A 26,125-nucleotide genomic window follows, 5' to 3' on the forward strand; every position below is an offset into this window, starting at 1 on the left:
GCGCCGTGGACATACCGACCCGGCCGATCGAAATCCCGCGGAGCCGGCCATGACCGGACCCGCCGTTCCCGACCGTGACCACGAGCAGGACCGAGGATCTCTCATGTACCGATCGCCCCTGGATCACTGTGCGCCGACGATCACCCCCGAGGTCGATCAGGAGGCGCTTCGCGAGAAGTATCTCGCCGAGCGGGACCGGCGGCTGCGCACTGACGGCCAGAAGCAGTACGTCGAGTCCGGTGACGAGTTCGCCGAGTTCTACGAAGCCGATCCGCACACGCCGCTCACGCCCCGCACGCCGATCGACCTTGAGATCGAGGTGGTGATCCTCGGTGGCGGCTTCTCGGGACTGATCGCCGCGGACCGGTTACAGAAGAAGGGGATCTCCGACTTCAAAATCCTGGAACTGGGCGGCGACTTCGGTGGCGTCTGGTACTGGAACCGCTATCCAGGCATCCAGATCGACTCGGACGCCTACTGCTATCTCCCGCTGCTCGAGGAGACCGGCTTCATCCCGAAGGAGAAGTTCTCCCACGGCGACGAGTGCTACGAGCACGCCCAGCGGATCGGGCGCCACCTGGGCGTCTACGACAAGACGCTGTTCCACACCATGGTCCAGTCGCTGGAGTGGGACGAGGAGATCGGGCGCTGGCGGATAGTCACCAACCGCGGTGACGACATCCGGACCAGGTTCATCATCATGTGCCAGGGGCCCTACAACCGGCCGAAGCTACCCGGCATCCCCGGCATCACCGATTTCAAGGGGCACACCTTCCACACCGCCCGCTGGGACTTCGACTACACCGGCGGTGACCTGCACGGCGGGCTGGACAAGATCGGCGACAAGCGGATCGCCGTGATCGGTACCGGCTCCAGCGGCGTCCAGGCGATCCCGCACCTGGCGCGCGGCGCGAAGCACCTGACGGTGTTCCAGCGGACGCCGTCCTACGTCTTCGAGCGTTCCAACTACCCGACCGATCCGGAATGGGTGGCGAGTCTGAAGCCCGGGTGGCGGGAGGAGCGCCAGCGCAACTTCCACAACGCGACCTTCGCGTTCTACTCGCCGGGTGAGCCGGACAACATCTGCGACGCCTGGACCGAGGTCGCCCGTAACCTCGCGGCGCACCTCAACTCCACGAACGGCTGGGGCGCGCTGGCCGACCCCGTGAAGTTCATGGAGCTGCACGAGGCCGAGGACTACCGGGTCGCGGAGCGGATCCGGCAGCGGGTCGACCAGGTCGTCGAGGACCCGAAGACCGCGGAGCTCCTGAAGCCGTACTTCCGCATTCTGTGCAAGCGTCCGGTGTTCAACGACGACTACCTGCCGACCTTCAACCTGCCGAACGTCACCCTCGTCGACGTGTCGGACTCCAAGGGCGTCGAGCGGATCACCGAGCGTGGGGTTGTCGCCAACGGCATCGAACACGAGGTTGACTGCATCGTGTTCGCCAGCGGCTTCGAGATCACCGGAGCTCTCGACCGGCAGCTGGACATCAGGCCGCTCGCGGGCCGTGACGGCAGATCGCTCTACGACCACTGGGGCAAGGGCTTCCGCACGCTGCACGGCATCATGGCGCACGGTTTCCCCAACTACTTCGCCACCGGCTTCATCCAGGGCGGGGTCACCGCGTCCACGACCAAGATGTTCGAGCAGCAGGCCGACCACATCGCCTACATCCTCGGCGAGGCGATCGCGCGCGGGGCGAAGGTCGTGGAGCCCACCGCCGAGGCCGAGGAGGGCTGGGTCCGGACCATCCGCGACAACAAGATCGACAACACCAGGTTCGTCACCGAGTGCACCCCCGGCTACTACAACAGCGAGGGCGAGTCGAACGCCCGGTGGTTCCTCGGGGAGCCCTACGGGCCCGGCTTCTACGCGTTCGAGGAGCTGTTGCAGGAGTGGCGCGACGCCGGTGACCTGGCCGGACTGGTCCTGAGCGACTGAGGCGCGGACGGCGGGCGTCCACGACGAGGGAGACGTGGACGCCCGCCGTCCGACCATGCGGGCGAGTGCCGGCCGCGGTCCGGTGCGGCGTTCCCTCAGCCCAGTCGCTGTGCCAGGGCGGGGAACAGGCGCAGGGCGTTGCCGCGGGCGATCGCCGCGCGCGCCGGGGCGTCCAGCGCCGGGTCGGCGCGTAGGGCCGCGAGGCTCTCGCCGACGGTCGCCGCGGGGATGGCGTTGTAGTCGGAGCCGTAGAGGATCCTCCCGGCACCGGCGGCCGCGAGCAGGCTGGGCGTGGCGTACGGGGACATCGGCCCAGCGGTGTCGTACCAGAACCGCCGCACCGCGGCCCTGATCGCTCCCGGGTCCGCGCCGTAGCCGAGGCCGCGGCCCAGCGCCAGGCGGCCCGCCAGGTACGGGAAGGCGCCGCCGCCGTGCGCGAGGATCCACCGGATCCGCGGGAAACGGTCGAGAGCACCGGACACGGTGAGTTGCACGGCAGCGCGGGTGGTGTCCGCCATGAAGTCCACGACGAAGGACGGCACCGCGATCGGGGACGCGCCGGGCAGGTCGAACGGATGCACCAGGACAACCGCGTCCCGGTCGTTCAGGGCCGCCATGACCGGATCCAGGGCCGGGTCACCGAGGTATTGGGTGCCGGCGTGCGCGGTGAGCAGCACCCCGTCGGGCGCCTGGCCGCCGTACACCCGCTCGATCTCGGCCACGGCGTCGTTCGGCTCGAGGTACGGGACGCTGGCCAGCCAGCCGAAGCGGGACGGCTGCTCGCGGGCAAGCGTGCCCAGGCTGTCGTTCGCGATGGTCGCCAGCTCCGCGGCCTGCGAGGGCACTGGGGTGAACGCGGTCGGCACCGGCGCGGACAGGACGGCGAGCTGGATGCCGTGCTGGTCCATGGTGGCGAGGGTGGTGCCGAGATCCCACCGCGCGAACAGCGGGCCGCCCGCCGGTGGGAGCATGCCGTGCTCCACCAGCCAGGACCGGACGGGTGCCGGCATGGCGTGGTGGTGCACGTCGACGCGCGGCGGCAGGTCCCCAGCGGGCTGGCCGGGCCCTCCCGGACGCACCGCGGCCGCGGCCACGCCGCTCGTCAGGACCGCCGCGGGGACGGCACCGGTCGCGGCCAGGAACAGCCCGCGACGAGAGGGAACGCGACCCGGGACCGCGGATTCGGGTAGGGGAACAACGTCGGGTACGGGAAGTACGGGGTGGTCGAGCATTGCTGGTGCCGTCCTCTCCGGGACGCCTGTCTGAAGGCAGGCGTGTCCAGCGCCCTGGGTCGGCTTTTGTGGAATCGCCGCCGGTCGCCGCCGAAAATCTCCGGCGGCGAAGGAGAACGGAATCACAGAAGCATGGTCACGGGCGCGGGAAAAAATCACGCCAGGTATCGGTAACCGGCCGCGGATCGCTGGGAGACCCCTGGGTGGCGTCTTCGATGGCCTGGTCGGCACCCGTACCCATGTGAACCCCCGACATGGAAATAAACGAAGCGCCCGGCGCACACGACTACCGCGGGCCTCGAGATGGACGACGGCATGCAACCTTAGCCGATCACCGTAAAGAGATGATAGGTCGGCCATCCGTGTTGGGGAAGGGTTGTGTGTTGACTCTCTGGGTTCTTTGTGCTTTCAGGGTGGCCGCGGCGAAACACGATGGTGAGCGGCCCCCGCCATTTGGCGGCCCTTTGACGGCGCAAAGGACGTCGGCCGCGGTCCGGCCACGACGCGTCGAACAGCTCGTTGAGCTCCACGTCCGTCAGATCAGGACGCACCACCAGTACCGCGCCAGCCTGGGAAACAGTCATCCAGCGCCATGCGGGGCAGCCTGGCCACGCGGGCCGAGCGTCGTGGGCCACGTGGCTCGTCGGAGACCCGCCGCGCCGTTCCTCCGACCAGCAGGAGACGAGCCTGACCGCACCATCGAGATCCTCGCCGGTCGGAGAGTCAGATCGGCCAGTCGAGTTGTGAGTCGGGGATGCCGTGAGCACGGCCGTGTTCCTGGGCTTCGGCGCGTCCCTGCGGGTCCCCCCGTCGGTAGCGTATGACTCGGCCGGGGAACACGATGAAGCTGTCCTGAGCGGTGTGTAGGTCCACGTACCATCCAGGCGTATCCAGGGCGTCGCTCAGTTGAGTGGCCAGTGCCTCGGCTGCGGTGTCGGCGACGTCGAAGAAGACCAGCGTCCAGACAGGTGGCTGCTCGGCGGTGGCATTTCCCGGTGCCGACCGTTGGAGTTTCCGGACGACGAGCGACAGGTCGTCCAGGACGGTCCCGACGCGCAGGCTCTCCGCGATCAGTACTCCGGCGGCCACTGGTGTGCTCCCTTGGGTCAGGTCCGGCTGACGGGTATCGAGGCTGTGGAGAGGAAGGTCCTGGCGGGTGGGACGGAAAGATCGCTACGGACGAATGCGTCGAAGTGGCCGCAGCCCGGCAGCTCAACGACGACGGCTCTGGCCAGTCGGTCGGCTGTCCGCATCCAGTCGGGCAGCGCTCCCTGCCGTTCGAGGTGGTCGATGAACGGTGCGACGCCACGGGTGCGGAAGAGCTCGGCTTCGCGGTCCCCGAAGAAGCCGTGCAGAAGTACCAGCGGCTTCCCCTGCCCAAGGATCTCGTAGCCGATACGGACCCCGTCAGAGCTCTCGACCGGCATGCGGGGATCTTCCTCGGAGCCTGCTCGAACCGCAAAGCTATTAGGCGCGTTCGTCGGCGTACCCGGTGCCGTGGCGGCGGCCCCGGGAGTCCAGTGCGGACCGGCGTGCGAACGATGCTCGACCGGGACGTCGACGGGCCGGTGGCCGGGGAGCGGGCGGGCATGGTCTGATGGTGGTGGTGGGTCCGGACACGGACCGCTCTGTTCCCGTCCTTGTCCCGGCCTGACGGTGGTGACCTTGACCAGCGACATCGACCGCTGGCTGCGGCGGTTCCACCGCGGCAGTGAGACGGGCCCCCGGCTCGTGTGCTTCCCGCACGCCGGCGGCGCGTCCACCTTCTTTCACCCGCTGTCCGCGGCGCTGGCGGAGGTCGCCGAGGTCTGCGCCGTGCAGTACCCGGGCCGGCAGGACCGGCTGGCCGAGGCCCCGCACACCAGCATCGACGCGCTCGCCGACGAGATCGCGGCGGCGCTGGGCCCGCTGACCGACCGCCCGCTTGCCCTGTTCGGGCACAGTATGGGCTCGATCGTCGCGTTCGAGGTGACCCGCCGGCTGGAGGCCACGCCGGGGGCACCTGTTCCGTCGATCGTGTTCCCGTCCGGCCGTCCCGCCCCGTCCAGGAGTCGGCCCGGCACCGTCCACCACGGTGATGACGCGTCCGTCCTGGAGTCGATCGCGAAGCTGGGCGGCACCGACCGGCGGATCCTCGCGGACCCGGAGCTGGTCGACCTGATCCTGCCCGCGACGCGGGCCGACTACCAGGCCATCGAGACCTACCGTTGCGCGCCCGGTGTCACGGTGGCCGCGGAGCTGCGGGTGACGATCGGTGACAGCGACGCGGCCGTGACCGAGGCGGAGGCGGCGGCCTGGGCCGAGCACACGACAGGCGCGTTCGACCTGGCTGTGCTGCCCGGCGGGCACTTCTACCTCTCGACGCAGGTCGAGGCGGTGGCCGAGCGTGTCCGCACCGGCCTGCTCGGCGCCGGCATCCCCCTGGCCTGAACAGCCGCTCCTGACCAGCAGCCGCCCGCGGTGCCGGCTGGCGGCGTCAGCTCTGTGACGACGTGTGCCGGGTCAGCTGGTTGCGCCGGACCATGTCCACGATCTGGGTGACGGGGCCGACCACGAGCAGTTCGTCCCCGGGCCGCAGCTTTGTGTGCCGGCCGGGTCGGTAGTCCGGGGAGCTCGCGCCCGAGCCGTGGGCCATGCCGTCCTCGGTGTTGCCCCGGGAGTCGTCGTCGGGCCCGATACGGGGGCCGCTGTGGGGGTCGTCGTGCCTGGTCATGGCCAGGACCCGGGTTCCGGTCGCGAGCTCGCCGAGGGTGGGCCCGGCCAGCCCGCCTCCGGGGCGCACCGTCATCCGCGCGACCAGGAACGGCGTCCGCTCCACGTAGAAGGCGCTGATCACCTCGTGGCCGAGCGCGGCGGCGACGAAGTACGGCGTCGCCAGCGTGGAAGCGCTGCGGGCGGTGTGGATCCCGAAGCGGCGCTCGAACTCGTCCGCCATGGTGGCGTCGAAGACCCGCAGGACGACGCGCAGCTCCGCTTCGGGGCTCCTGTCGGCGGGTCGGGCGGGGTCGTGGCGTGCGCCGTGGTGGGCCCGGCCGCCGGCGCGTTGGGCGGCGGCCCGCGCGGCCCACCGGGCGGCGTGGGCCCGGCGCAGCTCCGCGTGCGTCTCACGGGCCGACAGGATGGTCTCCAGGTTGGCCAGGCCGTCGCTGGTCACCGCCGCGATCGTGGTCGCGTGTGCGAGCCCGGCCTCCAACAGCGTCGCGCGTACCGTCGCGTCGCCGATCACCACGGGGACGCCGCGCTCGCGGGCCACCGGCAGGAACCGGTTGTTCTCGTCCCGTTCGATGACCACGATCCGCCGGCCGGCCCGCAGCAGGCCCTCCATCGTCGCCACGCCCACCGAGCCGAGCCCGCAGAGGATCACATGCCCGCGGACGGCGTTCGCTCGGCCGCGCCCAAGCGCCCGTTCCAGCCGGCGGCTGATGATGACGTTGGTGATGAACGCGTAGACGACGGCGATGGACAGGGCGCCGAGCAGCATCAGGCCGATGCCGAAGGCCTGCAGCCAGCTGTCCGCGGCGCCGAAGTTGTAGTCGCCGTAGCCGACCGTGACCATGGTCTCGACCGTCAGGTACAGCGCGTCGAGCGTGTCGAAGTCCGCGGGCGCCCCGGGGTTGTTGTCCTCGTAGGTCAACGCCAGCACGACAGTGCTGATCACCATGAGGGCCCCGACGACCGTCAGGGCCCGGCGGAACGGCCGGTCGAGCTCGCCGCGCACCGTCGCCAGCAGCGTCCGCATCCGGGCGGCCCGCGTCGTGTTCCGGGCCGGCGCGTGCCGTGTGCGGCCGGGGACGTCCGGCGCCCTCGCACGGCCATCCCTGCCACCGCGGCCGTCTCTGTCACCGAGTCCACCGCGGTCGCGGTCATCGCCCCCGGCGCCCCCGCCGCCGTGGCCGCGGCTGTTGTCGCCGGCGTCCTCCCTGGCGCCGGCGGCCAGGGAGGCGAAGACGCGGGCGTCGTGCACCTCGTCGACCGCCATCCCGCGTGCGCGGAGCTCGCCGAGACGGCCCAGCACGGTGAGACGGTCACCGGGGGCCAGCGGGACGTCCCGCGGCGGGCACACCTCGGCCAGCCGCTCGCCCGCCCGGCGCAGCGAGATGGGTGTCAGGTCGCCGTAGAGCGCCCGGAACGGCGCCCGGCCGGTGACCGGCTCGTCGACGACGGCGAAGATCTCCCTGTCCCCGGCTGGTTCGTCCAAAGGAAAGGCGTGGATCACGGCGGAGCGGACGCACGCCTCGACGAAGCCCGGCCCCGCCAGCTCACCGACGCTGCGTACCCGGACCTGGGTGAGCGCGTCCCGGAGCTGGTCGCCGAGCTGGCGGTTGCCGATGCCGGCGATGATCCGGATCCGCGGCGCGGCGTTGACCGCCACCAGCGCGATCTGCAGGTTCTCCAGGTCGGTCTCGTGGCAGGCCACCACAGCCAGCGCGGTGTCGAGGCCGGCCTCGCGCAGGGACTCCGGCGTCCGGACGCTCTCCCGGATCAGGGTGACGCCCCACCGCTCGAGCCGGCGGCGCAGGCCCGGCGCGTCGCGCTCGTCCACCACCACGGCGCGCACCCCGGCCGCGTCAAGCTGCTCGACGATGCTCAGGCCCAGGTCGTTCAGGCCACACACGATCACGTGGCCGGCGATCGTCGCAGGTCCGGCAACCTCCATGGCCATCACTGAACCATGCGGGAAGGCGGCACCCGGCACCCGGCACGTCCCCGGGCCGTCCCCGGGCCGGAGGCCGATTCCGGCCGGTTGGTCCGTCCGCGGTTGCCCGGCGCATGATGGAACGGTGACGCTGCCCAGGATCCGGATCGACGCGGAAGCCCTGCGCACCCGTCTCGCCGGGGAGGTGTTCTCCCGGGTGGCGGGCACGAGCGGGCCGCAGCGGCGGGAGCAGATCTTCGAGGCCCCCGGCGAGCGTTGGTTCGGCGAGGACCGGCCCATCCGCCGGGTGCACGCCGACGCGGCCATGTTCGTCGGCGGCCTGCGCGCCCTGCTCTTCCAGTCGCTGCACCCGCTCGCGATGGCCGGGGTCGCCGAGCACTCGGACTACCGAGAGGACCCGTGGGGCCGTCTCCAGCGGACGAGTTTCTTCCTGGCGGTGACGACGTTCGGCCCGGTGAGTGAGGCGGAGCGGGCGGTGGACCGGGTGCGCGGGGTGCACCGGCGGGTCCGGGGCGTCGCCGCGGACGGCCGGCCCTACTCGGCGGGCGACCCGCACCTGCTGCGATGGGTTCACCTCGCCGAGATCGACAGCTTCCTGGCCGCCCACCAACGCTACGGGGCGGCGCCGCTGAGCCCGTCCGAATGCGACGACTACATCGCCGACGCCAGCCTGATCGCCAGCCGGCTCGGCGTGCCCGACCCGCCGCGCACCCGGCCCGAGCTCGCCGACCAGCTCGCCGCCTTCCGGCCCGAGCTGCGGGGGACGCCGCAGGCCCGCGGCGCGGCCCGCTACCTGTTGCTGCGGGCCCCGCTGCCCCTCGCCGCCCGGGTTCCCTACAGCGCGCTCGCCGCCGCGGCCGTCGGGCTGATGCCCGCCTGGACCCGCTGGCCGCTGCGCCTGCCCTACCTCCCGGCGACCGAAGCCACCTGGGGACGGATCGCCGGGCACGGCGTGGTCTCGAGTATCCGCTGGGCCACGGCCCCCCGGGCCAGCGCCTCGGACCGGGCCACCGACCCGGCCGCCGTGCCCGCGGCCGACCCGGCCGACGCGCCGGAGGGAGCAGGCGCGCCCCCCTCACCGACGCGCCTGCCCACCCGGCCGGCGGCCGGCGCCCACGCGCCTGGCCGGGCGTGAACCCACCCGCGGCTCGGCACGTATCGCCTCGGGCCCGCCACGTCTCGACGCGGCCGGCACCCGCCGTTCGGCGCCCGCTGACCCACCGTGCGGGACCGCGGACGCCGTCGTGAGAAGTACGCGGCCAGCCGCCGGTACCCGCGTCGCGAAACAGCCCCCCGCCGCTACGCGGCTGGCGCCAGCGCGTTCCAGCCCGCGGCGAGGCTTTCCAGGACGTGGCCGCCGGTCGCCGGCAGCAGGGTTCTCGGCGGAGCCGGCTGCAGGCCCAGGCCGGGAGTGAACGGGGCGCCCTCGGTCGCGGGGCCCCGCCGGAACGCCTGGGCGACCAGCCTGTCCTGCGCCTCGGGTGACCCTCAGGGCATCTCCATCGTCTGCGCCTGGCGGAGCTCGTCGAAGACGCGGGCCAGCTCGGCGTCGAGTGGGACGCCGAGCCGCTGGACCAGGTGGCTGACCACCGCCGCGCAGGCGATCGGAAGCACCTCGGGGTCGAGCGGTGGCGCGTCCGCCTCGTGCACCGACAGCACGCCGGTGAGCACGACGGCGACCGGGTAGGCGTCCAGCTCCGGCAGCCAGGCCGCCGCCGAGCGCAGGACGTCCCCCAGCAGCGCGCGCAGGTCGGCCGCGTCGAGACCGTCGGGGAACGCCTGCTCGATCAGCCCCAGGGTCAGCCCGTGCAGGACGTCCCGGACCTGCAGCTCGTCGACGGCCCGCAGCCGGGTGCGTGCCTCGCGCAGCGCGTCCGCGTCCCGCGCGGCGACGGCCGTGACAGCCGCGGTCACCTCACGGCCGATCGCGCGACCGGACAGGGGGAGCCCGGCCGGCATCATGCGCTCCCGGCTCGGGGCTGGCTGGGCGGCGCCGTGACTCGCATGCCGCCATGGTGACCCATCCCGCCGGCCGGGTCGCGGGCGCCGCCCGCCTCCGAGGATCCGGGCGGGATCGGCGACAGCCAAGGATCTATCGCGGGCCGCGATCGGTGCAATCGCGCGAACGCGTTGGACGAGACCAGTATTTCCTACCATTCTGGTGAACATAAGAAGGAACCTGGATGGGGAAGCGCGCGGCGGCGCGACCCTGTGGCCAGGGCTGCGGACGATGCTGGACGGCTCCCTCGCCCACCCGCGGCCGGCCCTGATCGCCACCCTCGCCGGCATCGTCAACGGGACCACCATGATCCTCGGTGCCGCCGCCATCGGCTGGGCCACCGACCATCTGATCGTCCCGGCCCTCGCCGGCGGCCACATCGCCCGCGCCACCTGGTGGATCGCGGTCGGCGCGATCCTCGGCGTCTCCACGGTGCGCTGGGTGACCATCGTCATCCGCGGCATCGCGACCGGGTACGTGCAGCACGGCTCGCAGGCGCGGGTCCGGCGGTCCGTCGTCGGCCGGTATCTCGAGCTCGACCTGGCCTGGCACCGCCGGCATCCGCCCGGGCGTCTGCTGTCCACCGCGGTGTCCGATGTGGACGCCCTGTGGTTCCCGATGACGTTCTTCTACTTCGCGCTCGGGATGATCGTCATGCTGGTCGTCGCGATCGTCCAGCTTTTCGGGCACGACACCGCGCTCGGGCTGGTCGGGGTCGGCCTCGTCGGCTCCGTCCTCGGCGTGAACCTGCTCTACCAGCGCCTGCTCAGCCCGCGCGCCCGGGCGGTGCAGGACAGCCGCGGCGAGTTCGGCGCGCTCGCGCTGGAGAGCATCGAGGGCGGCCAGGTCGTCCGGACCCTCGGCATCGCCGACCGCGAGCGGGCCCGGGTCGGTGCCGCGGCGCTCCGGCTGCGCGCGGCCACCACCGCGGCGGGCGACCTCAGCTCGGTGTTCGACCCGCTCCTGGAGGTGCTGCCGACCGCCGCGGTCCTGGCCGTCCTCGTCGTCGGCTCGCGCCGGGTCGAGACCGGCGACCTCAGCGTCGGCGTCCTCGTCGAGGTCGTCTACCTGCTGCTGACCATCTCCATCCCGCTCAACGTGATCAGCCGCTTCCTGGGGATGCTGCCGGTCTCGGTGGCCGGCCGCACCCGCGTCGCCGCCGTGCTCGACGCCGCCGAGACCACCGCCCACGGAGACCGCGTCCTGCCCGGCGCCGCCGCTCCCGGCCCGCGGGCGCCTGCTCCGCGGGCGCCGGGACGGCAGGTGAGCGATCCGCCCGTGCCCGTGCCCGTGCCCGCCCCCGCGCTGGGGCTGCGGGCGCGGGGCGTCGGGCTCATCCGTGGCGGTACGAGCCTTCTCGCGGACGTCGACATCGAGGTGCGCCCCGGCGAGATCGTCGCCCTCGTCGGGCCGACCGGTTCGGGCAAGACCACCCTGGCCGAGCTCCTCAGCCGCCAGGACGACCCCACCGACGGCGTCGTCGAGATCGGCGGAGTCCGCGCCAACGACCTCGCCCGCGGGGAGATCTCGTCCCGGCTGGCCGTCGTCGGGCAGACCTCGTGGCTGTTCGGCGGCAGCGTCCACGCCAACCTTCAGCTCGACGGCCATCCCCGCGAACGGCGTCCCTACACCGCCGGTGAGATCTGGCGGGCGCTGGCCGCCGCCGGCGCCGATGACGTCGTCCGTGACCTGCCCAACGGCCTCGACACCCGGGTCGGCGAGCGCGGCGCCCGGCTCTCCGGCGGCCAGCGGCAGCGGCTGTGCCTGGCCCGCGCGCTGCTGCGCGAGCCCGGCGTGCTGCTGCTGGACGACGCCACCTCGGCCCTCGATCCCGCCGTGGAACGCCGGGTGCTCGGCGGGCTGGCCGGCCTGCGCGGGCGGACGACCGTGCTGATCGTCGGCGGACGTCCCAGCTCGGTCGCGGTCGCCGACCGGGTCGCCTTCCTGCGCGCGGGGCGGCTCGTCGCCGTCGGCACCCACACGGAGCTGCTCGGCGCCGAGCCCGACTACCGCCGGATTCTCGGCGCGTACGGCACCCACGGGGCGGGCCCGGCCGCGGCGGGCTTTGACGCGGCGGGATCAGACATGGCGGGATCGGACACGGCCGATGAGTGAGCGCGGCCTCGCCGATCTCGGGCGGGCCCGGGCGCGCGAGCTGGGCCGGCTGATCGCCTCCACCACGCCCGTCCTCACCGTCGGCCTGCCGCTCACCCTGCTGCTGGCGTTCGTCGCCGGTGCCGGCCGGATCGTGACGCCGCTGACCGTCCAGTACGCCCTGGACCACGGCCTGCTCGAGCCGCACAAGGGAACCGCCGGCGTGGTCGCGCGCGCCGCCGGTGTCGGTGCCGCGGCGACCGTCACGGCGGTGCTCGCCTCCTGGTGGCTGAACCGGCGTGTCTACCGGCGTACGGAGGCCGCGCTCGCCGAGCTGCGCGCGGCCGGCGTCGCGCGCATCCACGAGATGGCCGCGGAGACGTTCGCGCGCACCGGCAGCGCCGACCTCGTCAGCCGGCTCACCGGCGACGTCGACGCCGTCACGACCTTCGTGCAGAACGGCGGCGTCATGCTGCTCGTCAACGTCACCCAGATGATCATCGCCGGCGTGCTGATCGCGGTGTACTCCTGGCAGCTGGCGGTGCCCGTGCTGGCGACGGCGGTGCTGCTGTTCGTCGCGATGCGTCGCGTGCAGGCGCTGGTGGCGCGCCGGTTCAGCGTGGTCCGGGAGAGCGTGTCAGCGCTGCAGTCCACCGTGGGTGAGGCCGTCACCGGCATCAGCGTCATCCGCTCGACCGGCACCGAGGCACGCAGCCGCGCCATGGTCGAGGAGGCCGTCGAGCACACGGCGTCGGCGCAGCGCCGCACCCTCGTCCCGTTGCACTTCAACACCGCCTTCGGTGAGATCGCGATCTCGTTCGTCACCGTGGTGGTGATCGTCGCGGGCGTCCGCTGGTCGACCGCCCACACCCGGTGGGAGCCGACGCTGCACCTGTCGGCCGGTGAGCTGGTGGCGATGCTCCTGCTCGTCACCTTCTTCGTCCGGCCCCTGCAGATGCTGGTCCAGATGCTCGGCGAGGCCCAGAACGCCGTCGTCGGCTGGCGCCGCGCGCTGGAGATCCTCGCCACGCCGTCGGGTGTCGTCGAAGGCGGGGACGCCCGCGAGCTGCCCGCCGGGCCGGTCGCCGTCGACCTGCACGACGTCGCCGCCGCCTACGGGGACGGCCCGCCCGTGCTGCGGGAGCTGACCGTCGGCATCGCCGCGGGCGAGCACGTCGCCGTCGTCGGCGAGACCGGCTCGGGCAAGAGCACGTTCGCCCGGCTGCTGACCAGGCAGATCGCGCCACGCCACGGCCGTGTCCTGCTCGGCGGCCTCCCGGCCGGCCAGGTGTCGGACCTGTCCTTCCAGCGCCGTGTCGCGGTCGTCCCGCAGGACCCGTTCCTGTTCGACGCCACGATCGCCGACAACATCCTCGCCGGGGTCCGCGGCGACGCCGGGGCGCTCGACGAGATCGTCGACTCGCTCGGCCTGCGGCCGTGGATCGACACCCTGCCCGAGGGCCTCGACACCCGCGTCGGCACACGCGGCGACCGGCTCTCCGCCGGCGAGCGCCAGCTCGTCGCCCTCGCCCGCACCGCCCTGGTCGACCCCGACCTGCTCGTGCTCGACGAGGCGACCAGCGGCGTCGACCCCGCGACCGACGTCCGCGTGCAGCACGCGCTCGGCGCGCTCACGGTCGGGCGTACCACGGTCTCGATCGCCCACCGCATGGTGACGGCCGAGCGCGCCGACCGCGTCCTCGTCTTCGACCACGGGCGTCTCGTCCAGAGCGGGCGGCACGACGAGCTCGTCGGCGTCCCCGGCCACTACGCCCGACTGCACGCGGCCTGGGTCGAGCACACCGCCGGCGCCGACGAGCGCCACCAGACCCTCCTCCACCACAACGACGGGAGCACCCCGTGACGACCGTTGCAGTCAACGACACCGCCGCCACGGCCACCGCCACCACGGCCACGGCCGCGGGGGAGGCGCGCCGGCTCCGGCTCGGCTTCAACTCCCGCATCGCCTTCCCCGCCGGGCACGCCGCCGAAGGGCTGCGGGACGGCATCGAGCTGTTCCGGGTGGCCGAGCAGCTCGGCTACGACACCGGCTGGGTCTACCAGCGTCACTTCGACAACTACCTCGCGTCGCCGCTGGTGTTCCACGCGGCTGTCGCGCAGCACACCGAGCGCATCGGCCTCGGCACCGCCATCATCGGCGCCCGCTACGAGGATCCTGTGCTGCTCGCCGAGGCCGCCGGCACGGCCGACCTGCTCAGCGGCGGACGTCTGCAGCTCGGCCTCGGCACCGGCCAGGGCGGCTACGACCACATCTTCGGCCAGGAGCCGAACGACGGGCGGGACCAGTCCCAGGCCCGGCTCGCCACGTTCCTGCGTGGCATCCGCGGCGAGAAGCTGGGCGAGGTGACCGACCCCGCCGGGCTCGTCGCCGCGGGCACCGGGCTGTTCGTCCGCCCGACCAGCCCCACGCTGCCGGACCGGGTCTGGTACGGCGGCGGCTCGGTGGCCTCCGCCGAACGGGTCGGCCGCCAGGGGCTGCGACTGCTGCTCAGCACCATCCTGCACGGCCAGATCGACGACTACGGCGCCGAACTGGCCCGCGCCGTCGAGGCCTACCGCGCCGCCTACACCGGAACCTCGCCCTCGCGCGTCGCCATCGCACGCTCCGTGCTGCCCGCCACGTCGCCGGAGCTCGCCCGCGGCTACGCGGCCTACGACGAACAGCGGCGCACCCACGGGCCGGCGGCCTCGCGCCCGGAGGGCGCCCTGACCCCCGCGGCGGCCCCGCCCGCCCGGTTCACGATGAGTCCCGTGCACCACGGCGCCCCGTCCGCCGTCGTCGACCAGCTGCTCGCCGACCCGAGCCTGGCGGTCAGCGACGAGCTCATCGCGTTCCTGCCGCCCGCCTTCGGGCTGCGCGACAACCTGAGCCTGCTCGAGGACATCGCCGAAACCGTCGCCCCCCACCTCGGCTGGGCGCCGGCGACGCCGTCGTGATCGGCGGAAGGCGGCCCGGCGGCTGGTTGTCTACGGGCCGGACGTGCTGGCCCGCCGCCGGCGCCGGCGTTGGCCGAAGGAGATCATCCAGCAGCTCGCTCAGGACTTCGCGTCGGTCAGCAGAGCGGAGATCTCGGTCGGTAGCGCGGCGCACACATGATCCAGCTCGCCGGCGGTGATGTGCTGACGTAGCACCCGGGCGGCTGCCGCCACGGCATAGCCGGCCTGGGTCTCCCCGGTCAGACCTGCTTCGGCGGCGACCCGGTCGAGGAACTGCGCCGCGTGGTGATACGGCTGCGGGGTGGCCGATGGCCGCCAGGCCTCGTAGTAGATCCCGCGGATCAGCTCGGGCAGCTGAGCGCCGAGATGCGCCGCCGCGTCCACCGGCAGCCGGTTACGCAGCGTGTGCAGGACCGCCCGCAACACCCGGTACGCATAGTGGCGGTCACCGGGACTACCAAGCGCGTCAGCGAGCTGGTTGAGCCACTCGTAGGTCTTGTCGACGCTTCGTTCGATCATCGTGACGCCGGATGCGGGCATCGGTTCCTCCCGTCGAACGTCCTTCGACCGGAACTACCACCATTTTTGGTGACGTCAGAGATGTCAGCCAAGGTCGCAATGGGTCAGAAATTACGATTGCGCCAGGTATCAATCCGGCCTCGGCCCGATTTGGCCGCCGGCTGAGAAGTGTATCGGCTGCGAACCGGGATGGCCTGACAGCGGCAGGCGGTCAGCCGATCCGGTCATGGGTATGGCTGAGAGAAAGGTCTGGAGTAGCACGGTCAGGTTTGTTGCGCAGCTCTGGTGAGGTGACGTTGATGGAGGCTGATACACCGCTGGTGGCCTGGTTCGACGAGTTGTCCGTGCGCGATACGGCGCTGGCCGGGGGAAAAGGCGCAAACCTGGGAGAACTGGTCCGGGCTGGTCTGCCGGTCCCGCCGGGATTTGTCATCACGGCATCGGCCTACCTGCAGACGGTGGAACGGGCGGGTCTGCGTGCCGAGCTCGCGGCGCGCACCGCGGGCCTCGACCCGGATGATCCGGCGGCGTGCGCGGCCGTGGCGGACGAGTTGGCGAAGCGGGTCGGTGCCGTCGAACTGTCCGACACGGTTCGCCGGGCCGTCCTGGACGCCTACGAGCGGCTCGGCGCCGAGTGGGTGGCGGTCCGCTCGTCGGCCACGGAGGAGGACACCGCCGGGGCCTCGTTCGCCGGTATGAACCGGACCTTCACCAACACCTCGGGCGGCGACCTGCTCGACCGGGTCCGGGACTGCTGGGCCTCCCTCTTCGGAGCGCGGGTCCTCGCCTACCGGGCGAGCAGGCGGATCAGCGGCGAGCCGGCGATCGCCGTCGTCGTGCAGCAGATGGTCGACGCGGCGCGCTCCGGCGTCATCTTCTCCGCCGACCCCGCGACCGGCGACCGGTCCCGGGTCGTGATCGAAGCAGCCTTCGGTCTCGGTGAGGTCGTCGTCGGCGGACAGCTCCTGCCGGACACCTACACGCTGAGCAAGCGGGGACCCCGTCTGCTCGAAGTCCGGGTCGGCAACAAGAGCCACCAGATCGTGCGGGGATCCGACGGCTCCGACCGCCGGGTCGAGCTCGCCCCCGACCAGGGGGCCCAGCGGGTACTGAGCGACGACGAGGCCGTGGACCTGGCGCGGCTGGCGATCCGGGTCGAAGACCACTACGGCAGCCCGCAGGACATCGAGTGGGCACGCGATGACGGCCGCACCTTCCTCGTCCAGTCCCGCCCGATCACCACCCTCGGCACGGCGCCGAGCGGCGAGCGGGCACCCGAACCATCCGTGCTTCCGGCTGCGCGGAAGACGCTGGTCAGCGGCCTTCCGGCCGCGCCGGGCCGGGCCAGCGGCACGGTGCGCATCCTCGCCTCACCCGACCAGTGCTCCCTGTTGCGGCCCGGCGAGGTGCTGGTGGCGCCCATGACCTCGCCGGACTGGGTGCCCGCCATCCGCCGGTCGGCGGCCCTGGTGACCGACGGCGGCGGCATGACCTGCCACGCCGCGATCGTCAGCCGCGAGCTCGGGGTGCCCTGTGTGGTCGGCACCCGCACGGCCACCACGACGCTGCGCACCGGCGAGCTGGTCACCGTCGAGGGCACCAGGGGAACCGTCTACGAAGGGGCCGCGGCCATCGCGGGCGCGCCGGCGACCACCGTCGCCGCGCTTCGGCCCGGCCGGGCCGAAGCCGAGCCCACCGGCACGAAACTGCTGGTCAACCTTGCGATCGCCGAACGGGCGGAGGAGGTCGCCGCACTGCCGGTGGACGGTGTCGGCCTGCTGCGCGCGGAGTTCCTGCTCACCGAGGCGCTCGGTGGAGTGCACCCCAAGGAGCTGCTCGCGCGCGGCGGGCGGGCGGAGTTCGTCGAGAGGATGAGCGCCTCGCTGCTGCGCATCACCCGCCCGTTCGCCCCCCGCCCGGTGATCTACCGCACGACGGACTTCCGTACCAACGAGTTCCGCGGGCTCACCGGCGGTGAGCGGTTCGAGGCGGCCGAGGCGAACCCGATGATCGGCTACCGCGGCTGTTACCGCTATGTCCGCGAACCCGAGATCTTCGCCCTCGAACTGGAGGTGCTGGCCCACGTCCGTGAGCGGACGCCGAACCTGCACCTCATGATCCCGTTCGTGCGGACCCGCTGGGAGCTGGAAGCCTGCCTGGAAGCCGTCGACGCCAGCCCGCTCGGCGACCACCGCGGCCTGCACCGCTGGGTCATGGCCGAGGTCCCGTCGGTGGCCTACTGGATCCCGGCCTACGCCCGGCTCGGCGTCGACGGGGTGTCCATCGGCTCCAACGACCTCACCCAGCTCGTCCTCGGCGTCGACCGCGACTCGCGGACCTGCGCGGAGCTGTTCGACGAGTCCGACCCGGCGGTGCTGGACGCCATCGCACGGATCATCGCGGCCTGCCGGGACGCCGGGATCACCTCGTCGCTGTGCGGGCAGGCGCCGTCGACCCGGCCCGACTTCGCCGAACACCTGGTGCGCCTCGGGATCACCTCGGTGTCGGTCAACCCGGACGCGGTCGACGCCGCCCGGCGGGTCATCGCCTCGGCCGAGCGGCGGTTGCTGCTGTCCGCCGCCCGCGGCGGGACTGCCGTCCACCCGCCCGGGTAGGGCTTCGAACGTCTGGTGAACACGCCCGCCGAGTCAGGAGGTAGCGGTCATGCCGACCCTGAGCATCATCAAGGCCGACACCGGGGGGTTCGTGGGCCACTGCGCCGTCCACCCGGACATGGTCGAGGAGGCGACCCGGCGGGTCGAGGCGGCCCGCGGCGATCTGCTGCTCGACGGGAAGGTCGCGGCCTGCGGTGACGACCTCGCTCTGATCATGACGCACGAGCACGGCCCGGACGCCGCGGCGGTGCACTCGTTCGCCTGGGACGTCTTCCACGCGACCACCCGGATCGCCCGGGATCTGGGGCTCTACGGGGCCGGGCAGGACCTGCTCTCCGACGCCTTCTCCGGGAACCTGCGGGGCATGGGTCCCGGCTACGCCGAGCTGGAGTTCACCGAACGGCCGTCCGAGACGGTGCTGTGCTTCCTGGCGGACAAGACCGAGCCGGGAGCCTGGAACCTCCCGCTGTTCCGGATGTTCGCCGACCCGTTCACCACCGCCGGGCTGGTGATCGACGCGAAGATGCACGCCGGTTTCCAGTTCGAGGTGTACGACCTGTACCAGGAGAAGCGGATCGTCTTCGACTGCCCGGCCGACATGTACGACCTGCTGATGTACATCGGCGCGCCGGCCCGCTACGTCCTGCACAGCGTCACCTCGAAGACCTCGGCCGAGCAGGCGGTGGCGACCAGCACCCAGCGGCTGTCCCTGATCGCCGGCAGGTATGTCGGCAAGGACGACCCGGTGATGATCGTGCGCTGCCAGTCCGGCCTGCCCGCGGTCGGCGAGGCCCTCGAACCGTTCGCCCTGGCCTACACGGTCGCCGGCAGCATGCGCGGCTCGCACCACGCGCCGCTCATGCCGGTCGCCGCCGGGCAGGCGCACCCGTCCCGGTTCGACGGCCCACCCCGGGTGGTGTGCCTCGGCTTCCAGATCTCCGGCGGACGGCTCATCGGCCCCCGCGACATGTTCGACGACCCGGCGTTCGACCGCGCCCGGGCGCAGGCCAACGAGGTGATGGACTACCTGCGCCGGCACGGCCCCTTCGAACCGCACCGGCTCGGCCTCGACGAACTCGAGTACACCACCATGCCCGCTCTGGAGGACCGTCTCTCGGACCGCTGGCAGCCCCTGCCCACGGCGGCCACACCGGTCACCACGCCGGCGGCCGCCGCCGAACGTCATGCCGCGGCGGCGGGCCGCCGTTAGAGCCCGGCCCGCCGCCGGCCGGTGCGCGACGGGGTCAACCGCGGTGCGTGACCAGGGTCAGGTGGTGGACGAACCAGTCACGGGCGAGCGCGGCCACCGTCTCCAGCGCGCCGGGCTCGGCGAACAGGTGGGTGGCCCGCGGGACCACCGTGAGCCGGTTCTCGCACCGCAGCCGGGCCTGGGCCTGCCGGTTGAGGTCGATGACGAGGTCATCGTGCTCGCCCACGACGAGCAGGGTCGGGGCCGCCACCGCGGCCAGTTTCGAGGCGGCCAGGTCCGGCCGGCCGCCGCGGGAGACGACGGCGGCGATGCGGGAGCCGGGTTCGGCCGCGGCCCACAGCGCGGCGGCGGCTCCGGTGCTGGCCCCGAAGTAGCCGACCGGGAGGTGCGACACGCCCGGCTGGCCGCGCAGCCAGCCGGTGACGTCCACCAGGCGGTGGGCGAGCAGCCCGATGTCGAACACGTTGGCCCGGTCGATCTCCTCGGCGGGGGTGAGCAGATCGAACAGCAGGGTGGCGAGTCCGGCGGCGCCCAGGACGTCGGCCACGTACCGGTTACGGGGACTGTGTCGGCTGCTGCCGCTGCCGTGGGCGAACACGACCAGACCGCCGGCCTTCTCCGGAACCGTGAGCTGCCCGGTCAGCCGGACCGGGACGGCAGGGATGTCGACCTCGACCTCGCGCCCCGGCGGGTTGGGCGTCGCGCCCGGCGTGGCCGCTCCATGCGTCTCGTGCGTCTCGTGCGTCTCGTGCGTCTCGTGCGTCTCGTGCGTCCCGGCCGGTGCGGCCGGTGCGGCCGTAGGTGCCTGCGGTGCCAGGACCGCCGCCCTGCGCAGCAGGTCCGTCACCTCGTCGTCGGACGTCTGGGTGAAGTCGGTGTAGAACGTGCCGATGGCGAAGAACCGGTCCGGAGTGTGCAGGCACACGACCTCGTCGGCGTCCCGGCGCAGCCATCCGATCCGGTCCGGCGGTGCGACGGGAGCCGCCAACACGATCCGGGTGGCGCCGGCGGCGCGGGCCGCCTGGCAGGCGGCGGACGCCGTCGCCCCGGTGGCGATCCCGTCGTCCACCACGACCACGGTGCGACCGGCCAGTGGAACACGCGGCCGGGCGCCCCGGAACCGGCGGATCCGGCGGTCCAGCTCCAGCCGCTCGCGGGCTTCGACCGCGGCCAGCTCGTCCGGGCCGATGTCGGCCATCAGCCGCGTCTCGGGGTTGATGACCCGAACGTCCCCTTCGGCGATTGCGCCCATCGCGAGCTCCGGCTGGAAGGGGACGCCGAGCTTGCGGACCAGGATGACGTCCAGCGGGGCGCCCAGCGCCCGCGCGACCTGGTAGGCGACCGGAATCCCGCCGCGGGTGAGCCCGACAACCACGACGTCCAGCCCACGGAGATGCGCCAGCCTCCGGCCGAGCTGCCGGCCCGCGTCCATACGATCACGGAAAAGCACGTCACACCGCCCTTCCGCCCGCGGAGCGGTGCCCGCCCCCGTAAGCGTCTGGTAGCCGGTTCCTCACGCTTTCTTCCTGCCCGGCTTCCGGCCGTCCGAACGTTTCTGATCACGCACCGCTCGCCGTCGTCGGCACGGCCTTCTCGGCTCGGGTCGTCGCGTCGGAGATCTCCGCCTGACGTCGATGTTCCCTGGCGAAAGCGAAGGGTATGGAACCTGCTACAGAAGGTTGTCGCTGTCCGGGTGGATGAGGGGGCAGGGTGACGCACGCAGGTGTGACCGACGCCGTCGTCGGGCCGGCGACGGTCGGGACCCTGATCGACGTGCTGCGGGCGCGTGGCTACCAGGTCGTCGGCCCCACCGTGCGCGACGGCGCCATCGTCTACGACGAGATCCGCGGTGCCGGGGAGCTGCCGGTGGGCTGGACAGACGTCCAGGACGCCGGCCGCTACCGGCTCGAGCGCCGTCGTGACGCGGCGCTGTTCGGCTACGCGGTCGGGCCGCACTCGTGGAAGCAGCACCTGCTGCCGCCCCGGCTGCGCCTGCTCACGACCCGACGGGACGGCGACGGCGGGTTCGAGGTGGAGGAGGAGCCGGTGCCGCGCGGCGCGGTGGCGTTCCTCGGCGTGCGTTCGTGTGAGCTGCACGCGATCGCGATCCAGGACCGGGTGCTGCTCGGTGGACGTCACACCGACCGTGACTACGCCGCCCGGCGCGGCGAGGTGTTCGTCGTCGCGGTGAACTGCCACGAGCCGGGCGGCACCTGCTTCTGCGTGTCGATGAACACCGGCCCCGCGGTGCGGGAGGGCTACGACCTGGTCCTCAGCGAGATCCTGGACGGTGAGCACCGGATCCTCCTCGAGGCTGGCACCCCGCGGGGCGTCGAGGTGCTGGAAGAGCTGGGCGGACGGGCGGCCGAGGCGTCCGACCGGGCCGCGGCCCGGTCGGCGGTGGACGGCGCCGCCGACCGGATGGGGCGCACCGTCGACGCGGCCGACCTGCGCGACCTGCTCGCGGACAACCTCGAACACCCGCGCTGGGACGAGGTGGCGCAGCGGTGCCTGAGCTGCGGCAACTGCACCATGGTGTGCCCGACCTGCTACTGCACCTCGGTGGAGGACGTCAGCGACCTCACCGGCGGCACGGCGGAGCGCTGGCGCAGCTGGGAGTCGTGCTTCTCACTGGACCACTCCCACACCCACGGCGGCGACGTCCGCGCCTCCGGACGCTCCCGCTACCGCCAGTGGCTGACACACAAGTTCGGCACCTGGCATGACCAGTTCGGCACATCCGGGTGCGTCGGCTGCGGCCGGTGCGTCACCTGGTGCCCGGTCGGCATCGACGTGACCGAGGAACTGACCGCCATCCGCGCGAACTCGGCGGCCGGCGACCCGGAGACGCTGATCCGTGGTCCGGCGGGGGGAGGCCGGCGATGACATCCGTTGAGACACCCCTGGGCGAGGCAGGCGTGTTCGCCGGCATGCGCCCGGATCACCTCGCGCTGCTCGCTCGATGCGCCCGCGACGCGGCGTTCGACGCCGGTGCGGTGATCCTGCGGGAGGGCGACCCGGCGGACACCTTCTACGTCATCCGGCAGGGCACGGTCGTGATCGAGACATTCGTCCCGACCCGTGGGCTGGTCCCCATCGAGACGGTCACGGCCGGCGACGTGGTCGGCTGGTCATGGCTGTTCCCGCCGTACCGGCTGCACTTCGACGCCCGCGCGCTCTCCCTCGTCCGGGCGAGCGCCGTCGACGGCTCCTGCCTGCGACACAGGTTCGAGCAGGACCCGGCGCTGGGCTACGACGTGCTGTCCCATCTCGCGCAGGTGCTCGTCGAGCGCCTGCAGGCGACCCGTCTTCGACTGCTCGATGTCTACGGAAGCCCGGACCGGGGCTGACGGCGTGGCCGGGGAGATGACCCCGCGGCCGTTCCGCGTCACGCGCCGCCGCCAGGAGACACGGGACACCTGGACCCTGGAGCTCGAACCGCTCCGCGGTGCCCCGCTCGGCGCGGAGCCCGGCCAGTTCACGATGGTCTACGCCTTCGGTGTCGGCGAGGTGCCGCTGTCCGTGGCGGGCTGTCCCGGGCCGGCCGGCGGTGACGGGCCGGCGGGCGACGACGGGCCGCTGGTGCACACCGTCCGGGCGGTCGGGGCGGTGACGGAGGCGATCTGCGCCGCCCGCCCGGGTGACGTCCTCGGGGTGCGTGGTCCGTTCGGGCGCGGCTGGCCGCTGAGCGCGGCCGCCGGCTCGGACGTCGTCGTCGTCGCGGGCGGGCTCGGACTGGCGCCGCTGCGCCCGCTGATCCGGGCGATCCTGCGCCGGCGGGACGACTACGGCGAGGTGGCCGTCCTGGTCGGCAGCCGCACCCCCGCGGACCTCCTCCACCGGCGGGAGCTGGCCGGTTGGCAGGAGCGGGCCGACCTGCAGGCCCTGGTCACCGTCGACGGCGGCGAGCCCGGATGGCGCGGCCGGGTCGGGCTCGTCACCGCCCTCCTGCGTGACGTGCGCTTCGACCCGGCCCGGGCCGTCGCGTTCACCTGCGGCCCCGAGATCATGATGCGGCTGACCGCGCGGGCACTGGTCGACGTCGGCGTGCCGGCCGACCGCGTCCACCTGTCCGTGGAGCGCAACATGCACTGCGGCCTCGGTCACTGCGGTCGCTGCCAGCTCGGTCCGCTGATCCTCTGCCTCGACGGGCCGGTCCACGACTACGACCGCCTCGGCCCGCTGCTGGCCGTGCGGGAGCTCTGATGGCGACCCCGGACCCGATGCGGACCTCGGCCCCGGCGGCAGTGCCGGCGCCGGGGGCCGTGCCGGGCCGGGTGGCCAGGCCCCGGCTCGCCGTCTGGAAGTTCGCCTCCTGCGACGGCTGCCAGCTCACCCTGCTCAACCGCGAGGACGAGCTGCTCCCGCTCGCCGGCCAGGTCGAGATCTCCTACTTCCTCGAGGCGTCCAGCGCGACGGTCGCCGGGCCCTACGACCTGTCGCTCGTCGAGGGCTCGGTGACCACCGGGCAGGACGCGGAGCGGATCCGGCAGATCAGGGCCGCGTCCCGGCGCCTGGTCACGATCGGGGCGTGCGCCACCGCCGGGGGCATCCAGGCGCTGCGCAACTTCGCGGACGTCCGCGGCTTCCTCGCCGCCGTCTACGCCACTCCCGAGTACGTCTCCACGCTGTCGACGTCCACCCCGATCTCCGCGCACGTCCGGGTGGACTTCGAGCTGCAGGGCTGCCCGATCGACGGCCGCCAGCTCCTCGAGGTGATCAGCGCGTTCCTCGCCGGCCGGCGTCCGGCCATCTCCTCGTCCTCCGTCTGCACCGAGTGCAAGCGACGCGGGACGGTCTGCGTCATGGTCGCGCACGGCACCCCCTGCCTCGGCCCGGTCACGCATGCCGGCTGCGGCGCGATCTGCCCCGCCTACCACCGCGGCTGCTACGGCTGCTTCGGCCCCATGGAGAGCCCGAACGCCCCCGCGCTGACCCGGCAGCTGAAGGTCCTCGGCATGGACGACGACGACGTCGACCGGGTGTTCCAGACGTTCAACGCCGCGGCGCCCGCGTTCCGCGCCGCGTCCGGCGGCAGCGAGGGCGGCGGCAGCGAGGGCGGCGGGAGGTCCGATCATGACGACTAGGACCATTACGCCCCCGCCGCTGGCTCGGGTGGAGGGCGAGGGAAGGCTGCTGATCAGGATCGTCGACGGGCGTGCCACCGAGGTCCGCCTCAAGATCTTCGAGCCGCCGCGGTTCTTCGAGGCACTGCTGCGCGGCCGCGCCTACACCGAGCCCCCCGACATCACCGCCCGCATCTGCGGCATCTGCCCCGTCGCCTACCAGATGAGCGCGCTCGCGGCCATCGAACAGATCTGCGGCCTCGACGTCGAGGGCCCGGCAGCCGCGCTGCGACGGCTCATCTACTGCGGCGAGTGGATCGAGAGCCACGCCCTGCACGTCTTCCTCCTGCACCTGCCGGACTTCCTCGGCTACGACAGCGCGATCCACCTCGCCCAGGACGACCCCGCCCTGGTGGAGAACGCGCTCGCACTGAAGAAGGCCGGCAACAGCCTCATGACGGTCATCGGGGGCCGGTCGGTCCACCCCGTCAACGCGCGGGTCGGCGGCTGGTACCGGGCACCCCGCCGGCGCGAGCTGACCGGCCTCGTCCCCCAGCTCGAACGGGCCCGGGACATCGCCCGGGACGCCGCCCGGTTCACCGCCGGCCTGGACTTCCCCGACGACGAGATCCCCCAGACCTTCGTCGCCCTTCACCAACCCGGTGAGTATCCCGTCGAACGTGGCCGGATCGTCTCGACCGACGGGCTCGACATCGCCGCCGCCGACTACGACCGGCACTTCACCGAAGAGCAGGTCCCCTGGTCGAACGCGTTGCACTCCACCCTCGCCACGGGCGGCTCCTACCTCGTCGGACCGCTGGCCCGCTTCGCGCTGAACGCACGGTGGCTGGCACCCGCGGCGCGCGAGACGGCCGCCGACATCGGCCTGCGCCCACCCGAGCGCAACCCGTACCGCGCCATCATCGTCCGCTGCGTCGAGATGGTCCACGCGGCCGACGAGGCACTGCGGATCATCGGTGACTACACCGAGCCCGACCTCCCCGCACTGGAATCCCGGCCCCGGGCGGGAACCGGGTACGGCGCCACCGAGGCGCCCCGCGGCCTGCTCTACCACCGCTACACGACCGATCAGGACGGCACCGTTCTCGACGCCAAGATCGTTCCGCCGACCTCCCAGAACCAGCGCTCGATCGAGGAGGACCTGCGCGGAGTCGTCGAACGCGGCCTGGACCTGCCCGAAGCCGAACTCGTCCGGCGCTGCGAACAGGTCGTCCGCAACTACGATCCCTGCATCTCCTGCGCGACCCACTTCCTGACCCTCCACCTCGAATGCGACTGACGGTCATCGGGATCGGCAATCCCTACCGGCACGACGACGCCGTCGGCCTGGAGGTCGCCCGCCTGCTCCGCCGCCGGCCCCCGCCGGGCGTGGACGTGCTCGAGTCCGAGGGCGAACCGACGAGCCTGCTCCTCGCGTGGGAGGGGGCCGACGCGGTCTGGATCGTCGACGCCGCCGACTCGGCCGCCCCGCCCGGAACCGTGCACCGCGTCGAGGCCGACGACCACGCGCTGCCACGGGACGTGGGCGCCGCGTCGACCCACGCGCTCGGGCTCGCGGACACCGTCGAGATCGGACGGAAACTCGGCCGGCTCCCGAAGCACGTCGTGATCTACGCGATCTGCGGCCGCGACTTCTCCGCCGGCGAAGGCCTCGACCCGGACGTCGCCGCGGCCGCCCGGACGGTGACCGCCGCGGTTCATGCCGAGACGGCGAACCATGCCGCACCGCCGTCGATGGGCTGACCGACGGCACGCTTACCCTGATCGACGCCCCGAACCCGACCCCCTGACCAGCCGGTTCCACGATCG

At 72.8% G+C, this 26,125-nt stretch carries 22 protein-coding genes; 14 read left to right on the forward strand and 8 right to left on the reverse strand.

Annotated elements, in window-relative coordinates:
* Positions 1–103: 103 nt before the first annotated feature.
* Positions 104–1,945, forward strand: coding sequence for an NAD(P)/FAD-dependent oxidoreductase (locus E0504_RS41845; RefSeq protein WP_112105486.1), 1,842 nt, complete (start codon positions 104–106; stop codon positions 1,943–1,945).
* Between the two features lie 95 nt (positions 1,946–2,040).
* On the opposite strand, the gene E0504_RS41850 is transcribed toward E0504_RS41845, so the two are convergent.
* The 4 genes from E0504_RS41850 to E0504_RS41865 form a co-directional block, all read right to left on the reverse strand.
* Positions 2,041–3,177: an amidohydrolase family protein gene (locus E0504_RS41850; RefSeq protein ID WP_235013795.1), complete on the reverse strand. Its 1,137-nt coding sequence runs from the start codon at positions 3,175–3,177 to the stop codon at positions 2,041–2,043.
* 323 nt (positions 3,178–3,500) lie between these two features.
* Positions 3,501–3,761, reverse strand: a complete 261-nt coding sequence (locus E0504_RS51600) for a hypothetical protein (RefSeq protein ID WP_207974670.1) — start codon at positions 3,759–3,761, stop codon at positions 3,501–3,503.
* A gap of 139 nt (positions 3,762–3,900) precedes the next feature.
* Positions 3,901–4,266, reverse strand: a complete 366-nt coding sequence (locus E0504_RS41860) for a CHRD domain-containing protein (RefSeq protein ID WP_112105455.1) — start codon at positions 4,264–4,266, stop codon at positions 3,901–3,903.
* Positions 4,267–4,283: 17 nt separating this feature from the next.
* Positions 4,284–4,604: an alpha/beta fold hydrolase gene (locus E0504_RS41865; protein ID WP_112105454.1), complete on the reverse strand. Its 321-nt coding sequence runs from the start codon at positions 4,602–4,604 to the stop codon at positions 4,284–4,286.
* 232 nt (positions 4,605–4,836) lie between these two features.
* On the opposite strand from E0504_RS41865, the gene E0504_RS41870 reads away from it, so the two are divergent.
* Entirely contained in the window at positions 4,837–5,607 is a 771-nt protein-coding gene (locus E0504_RS41870; protein ID WP_112105485.1) for a thioesterase II family protein, read from the forward strand.
* Between the two features lie 46 nt (positions 5,608–5,653).
* Here E0504_RS41870 and E0504_RS41875 read toward each other — a convergent pair whose 3' ends face one another.
* The gene (locus E0504_RS41875; RefSeq protein ID WP_235013794.1) at positions 5,654–7,840 is read right to left on the reverse strand and encodes an NAD-binding protein; all 2,187 of its coding nucleotides are present in this window, start codon (positions 7,838–7,840) and stop codon (positions 5,654–5,656) included.
* A 118-nt stretch (positions 7,841–7,958) separates the two neighbouring features.
* Between E0504_RS41875 and E0504_RS41880 the strand changes: the two genes are divergently transcribed.
* Positions 7,959–8,969, forward strand: coding sequence for an oxygenase MpaB family protein (locus E0504_RS41880; RefSeq protein ID WP_235013793.1), 1,011 nt, complete (start codon positions 7,959–7,961; stop codon positions 8,967–8,969).
* Between the two features lie 353 nt (positions 8,970–9,322).
* Here E0504_RS41880 and E0504_RS41885 read toward each other — a convergent pair whose 3' ends face one another.
* Positions 9,323–9,796, reverse strand: coding sequence for a hypothetical protein (locus E0504_RS41885; RefSeq protein WP_112105453.1), 474 nt, complete (start codon positions 9,794–9,796; stop codon positions 9,323–9,325).
* A gap of 268 nt (positions 9,797–10,064) precedes the next feature.
* Between E0504_RS41885 and E0504_RS41890 the strand changes: the two genes are divergently transcribed.
* From E0504_RS41890 to E0504_RS41900, 3 genes are read left to right on the forward strand one after another with little or no spacing between them, the layout of a single operon-like run.
* Entirely contained in the window at positions 10,065–11,948 is a 1,884-nt protein-coding gene (locus E0504_RS41890) for an ABC transporter ATP-binding protein (RefSeq protein ID WP_243657862.1), read from the forward strand.
* Positions 11,941–13,791, forward strand: a complete 1,851-nt coding sequence (locus tag E0504_RS41895) for an ABC transporter ATP-binding protein (RefSeq protein WP_112105452.1) — start codon at positions 11,941–11,943, stop codon at positions 13,789–13,791. The genes E0504_RS41890 and E0504_RS41895 overlap by 8 nt, the downstream gene beginning before the upstream one ends.
* Entirely contained in the window at positions 13,788–14,885 is a 1,098-nt protein-coding gene (locus tag E0504_RS41900) for an LLM class flavin-dependent oxidoreductase (RefSeq protein ID WP_112105451.1), read from the forward strand. The genes E0504_RS41895 and E0504_RS41900 overlap by 4 nt, the downstream gene beginning before the upstream one ends.
* Positions 14,886–14,984: 99 nt before the next feature.
* On the opposite strand, the gene E0504_RS41905 is transcribed toward E0504_RS41900, so the two are convergent.
* Positions 14,985–15,425, reverse strand: coding sequence for a DUF2267 domain-containing protein (locus E0504_RS41905; RefSeq protein WP_071066333.1), 441 nt, complete (start codon positions 15,423–15,425; stop codon positions 14,985–14,987).
* A gap of 278 nt (positions 15,426–15,703) precedes the next feature.
* On the opposite strand from E0504_RS41905, the gene ppsA reads away from it, so the two are divergent.
* Together ppsA and fbp are read left to right on the forward strand one after the other, a co-directional pair.
* Positions 15,704–18,019 carry a phosphoenolpyruvate synthase gene (gene ppsA, locus E0504_RS41910; RefSeq protein WP_131627134.1) on the forward strand — a complete coding sequence of 772 codons (2,316 nt, stop codon included), beginning with the start codon at positions 15,704–15,706 and terminating at the stop codon, positions 18,017–18,019.
* A 49-nt stretch (positions 18,020–18,068) separates the two neighbouring features.
* Positions 18,069–19,229: a fructose-1,6-bisphosphate aldolase/phosphatase gene (fbp, locus tag E0504_RS41915; RefSeq protein ID WP_112105449.1), complete on the forward strand. Its 1,161-nt coding sequence runs from the start codon at positions 18,069–18,071 to the stop codon at positions 19,227–19,229.
* A gap of 34 nt (positions 19,230–19,263) precedes the next feature.
* Here the strand turns inward: fbp and E0504_RS41920 are convergent, their stop codons facing one another.
* Complete coding sequence (locus tag E0504_RS41920; protein WP_131627136.1) at positions 19,264–20,679, reverse strand: phosphoribosyltransferase family protein; 1,416 nt, start codon at positions 20,677–20,679, stop codon at positions 19,264–19,266.
* 260 nt (positions 20,680–20,939) lie between these two features.
* On the opposite strand from E0504_RS41920, the gene E0504_RS41925 reads away from it, so the two are divergent.
* The 6 genes from E0504_RS41925 to E0504_RS41950 are packed head-to-tail and all read left to right on the forward strand — an operon-like array spanning position 20,940 to position 26,059.
* Complete coding sequence (locus E0504_RS41925) at positions 20,940–22,115, forward strand: 4Fe-4S dicluster domain-containing protein (protein ID WP_131627138.1); 1,176 nt, start codon at positions 20,940–20,942, stop codon at positions 22,113–22,115.
* A complete protein-coding gene (locus tag E0504_RS41930; RefSeq protein ID WP_112105483.1) occupies positions 22,112–22,579 on the forward strand; it encodes a cyclic nucleotide-binding domain-containing protein in 468 nt (155 codons plus the stop codon). Before E0504_RS41925 ends, E0504_RS41930 begins: the two co-directional genes overlap by 4 nt.
* Positions 22,551–23,435 carry an FAD/NAD(P)-binding protein gene (locus E0504_RS41935; RefSeq protein WP_243657863.1) on the forward strand — a complete coding sequence of 295 codons (885 nt, stop codon included), beginning with the start codon at positions 22,551–22,553 and terminating at the stop codon, positions 23,433–23,435. The genes E0504_RS41930 and E0504_RS41935 overlap by 29 nt, the downstream gene beginning before the upstream one ends.
* A gap of 17 nt (positions 23,436–23,452) precedes the next feature.
* A complete protein-coding gene (locus tag E0504_RS41940; RefSeq protein ID WP_112105481.1) occupies positions 23,453–24,316 on the forward strand; it encodes an oxidoreductase in 864 nt (287 codons plus the stop codon).
* Positions 24,306–25,595 carry a Ni/Fe hydrogenase subunit alpha gene (locus tag E0504_RS41945; RefSeq protein ID WP_112105446.1) on the forward strand — a complete coding sequence of 430 codons (1,290 nt, stop codon included), beginning with the start codon at positions 24,306–24,308 and terminating at the stop codon, positions 25,593–25,595. The genes E0504_RS41940 and E0504_RS41945 overlap by 11 nt, the downstream gene beginning before the upstream one ends.
* Positions 25,586–26,059, forward strand: a complete 474-nt coding sequence (locus E0504_RS41950; protein WP_112105445.1) for a hydrogenase maturation protease — start codon at positions 25,586–25,588, stop codon at positions 26,057–26,059. Before E0504_RS41945 ends, E0504_RS41950 begins: the two co-directional genes overlap by 10 nt.
* The last annotated feature ends 66 nt before the right edge of the window (positions 26,060–26,125 follow it).

The organism is Parafrankia sp. BMG5.11, from assembly GCF_004337455.1.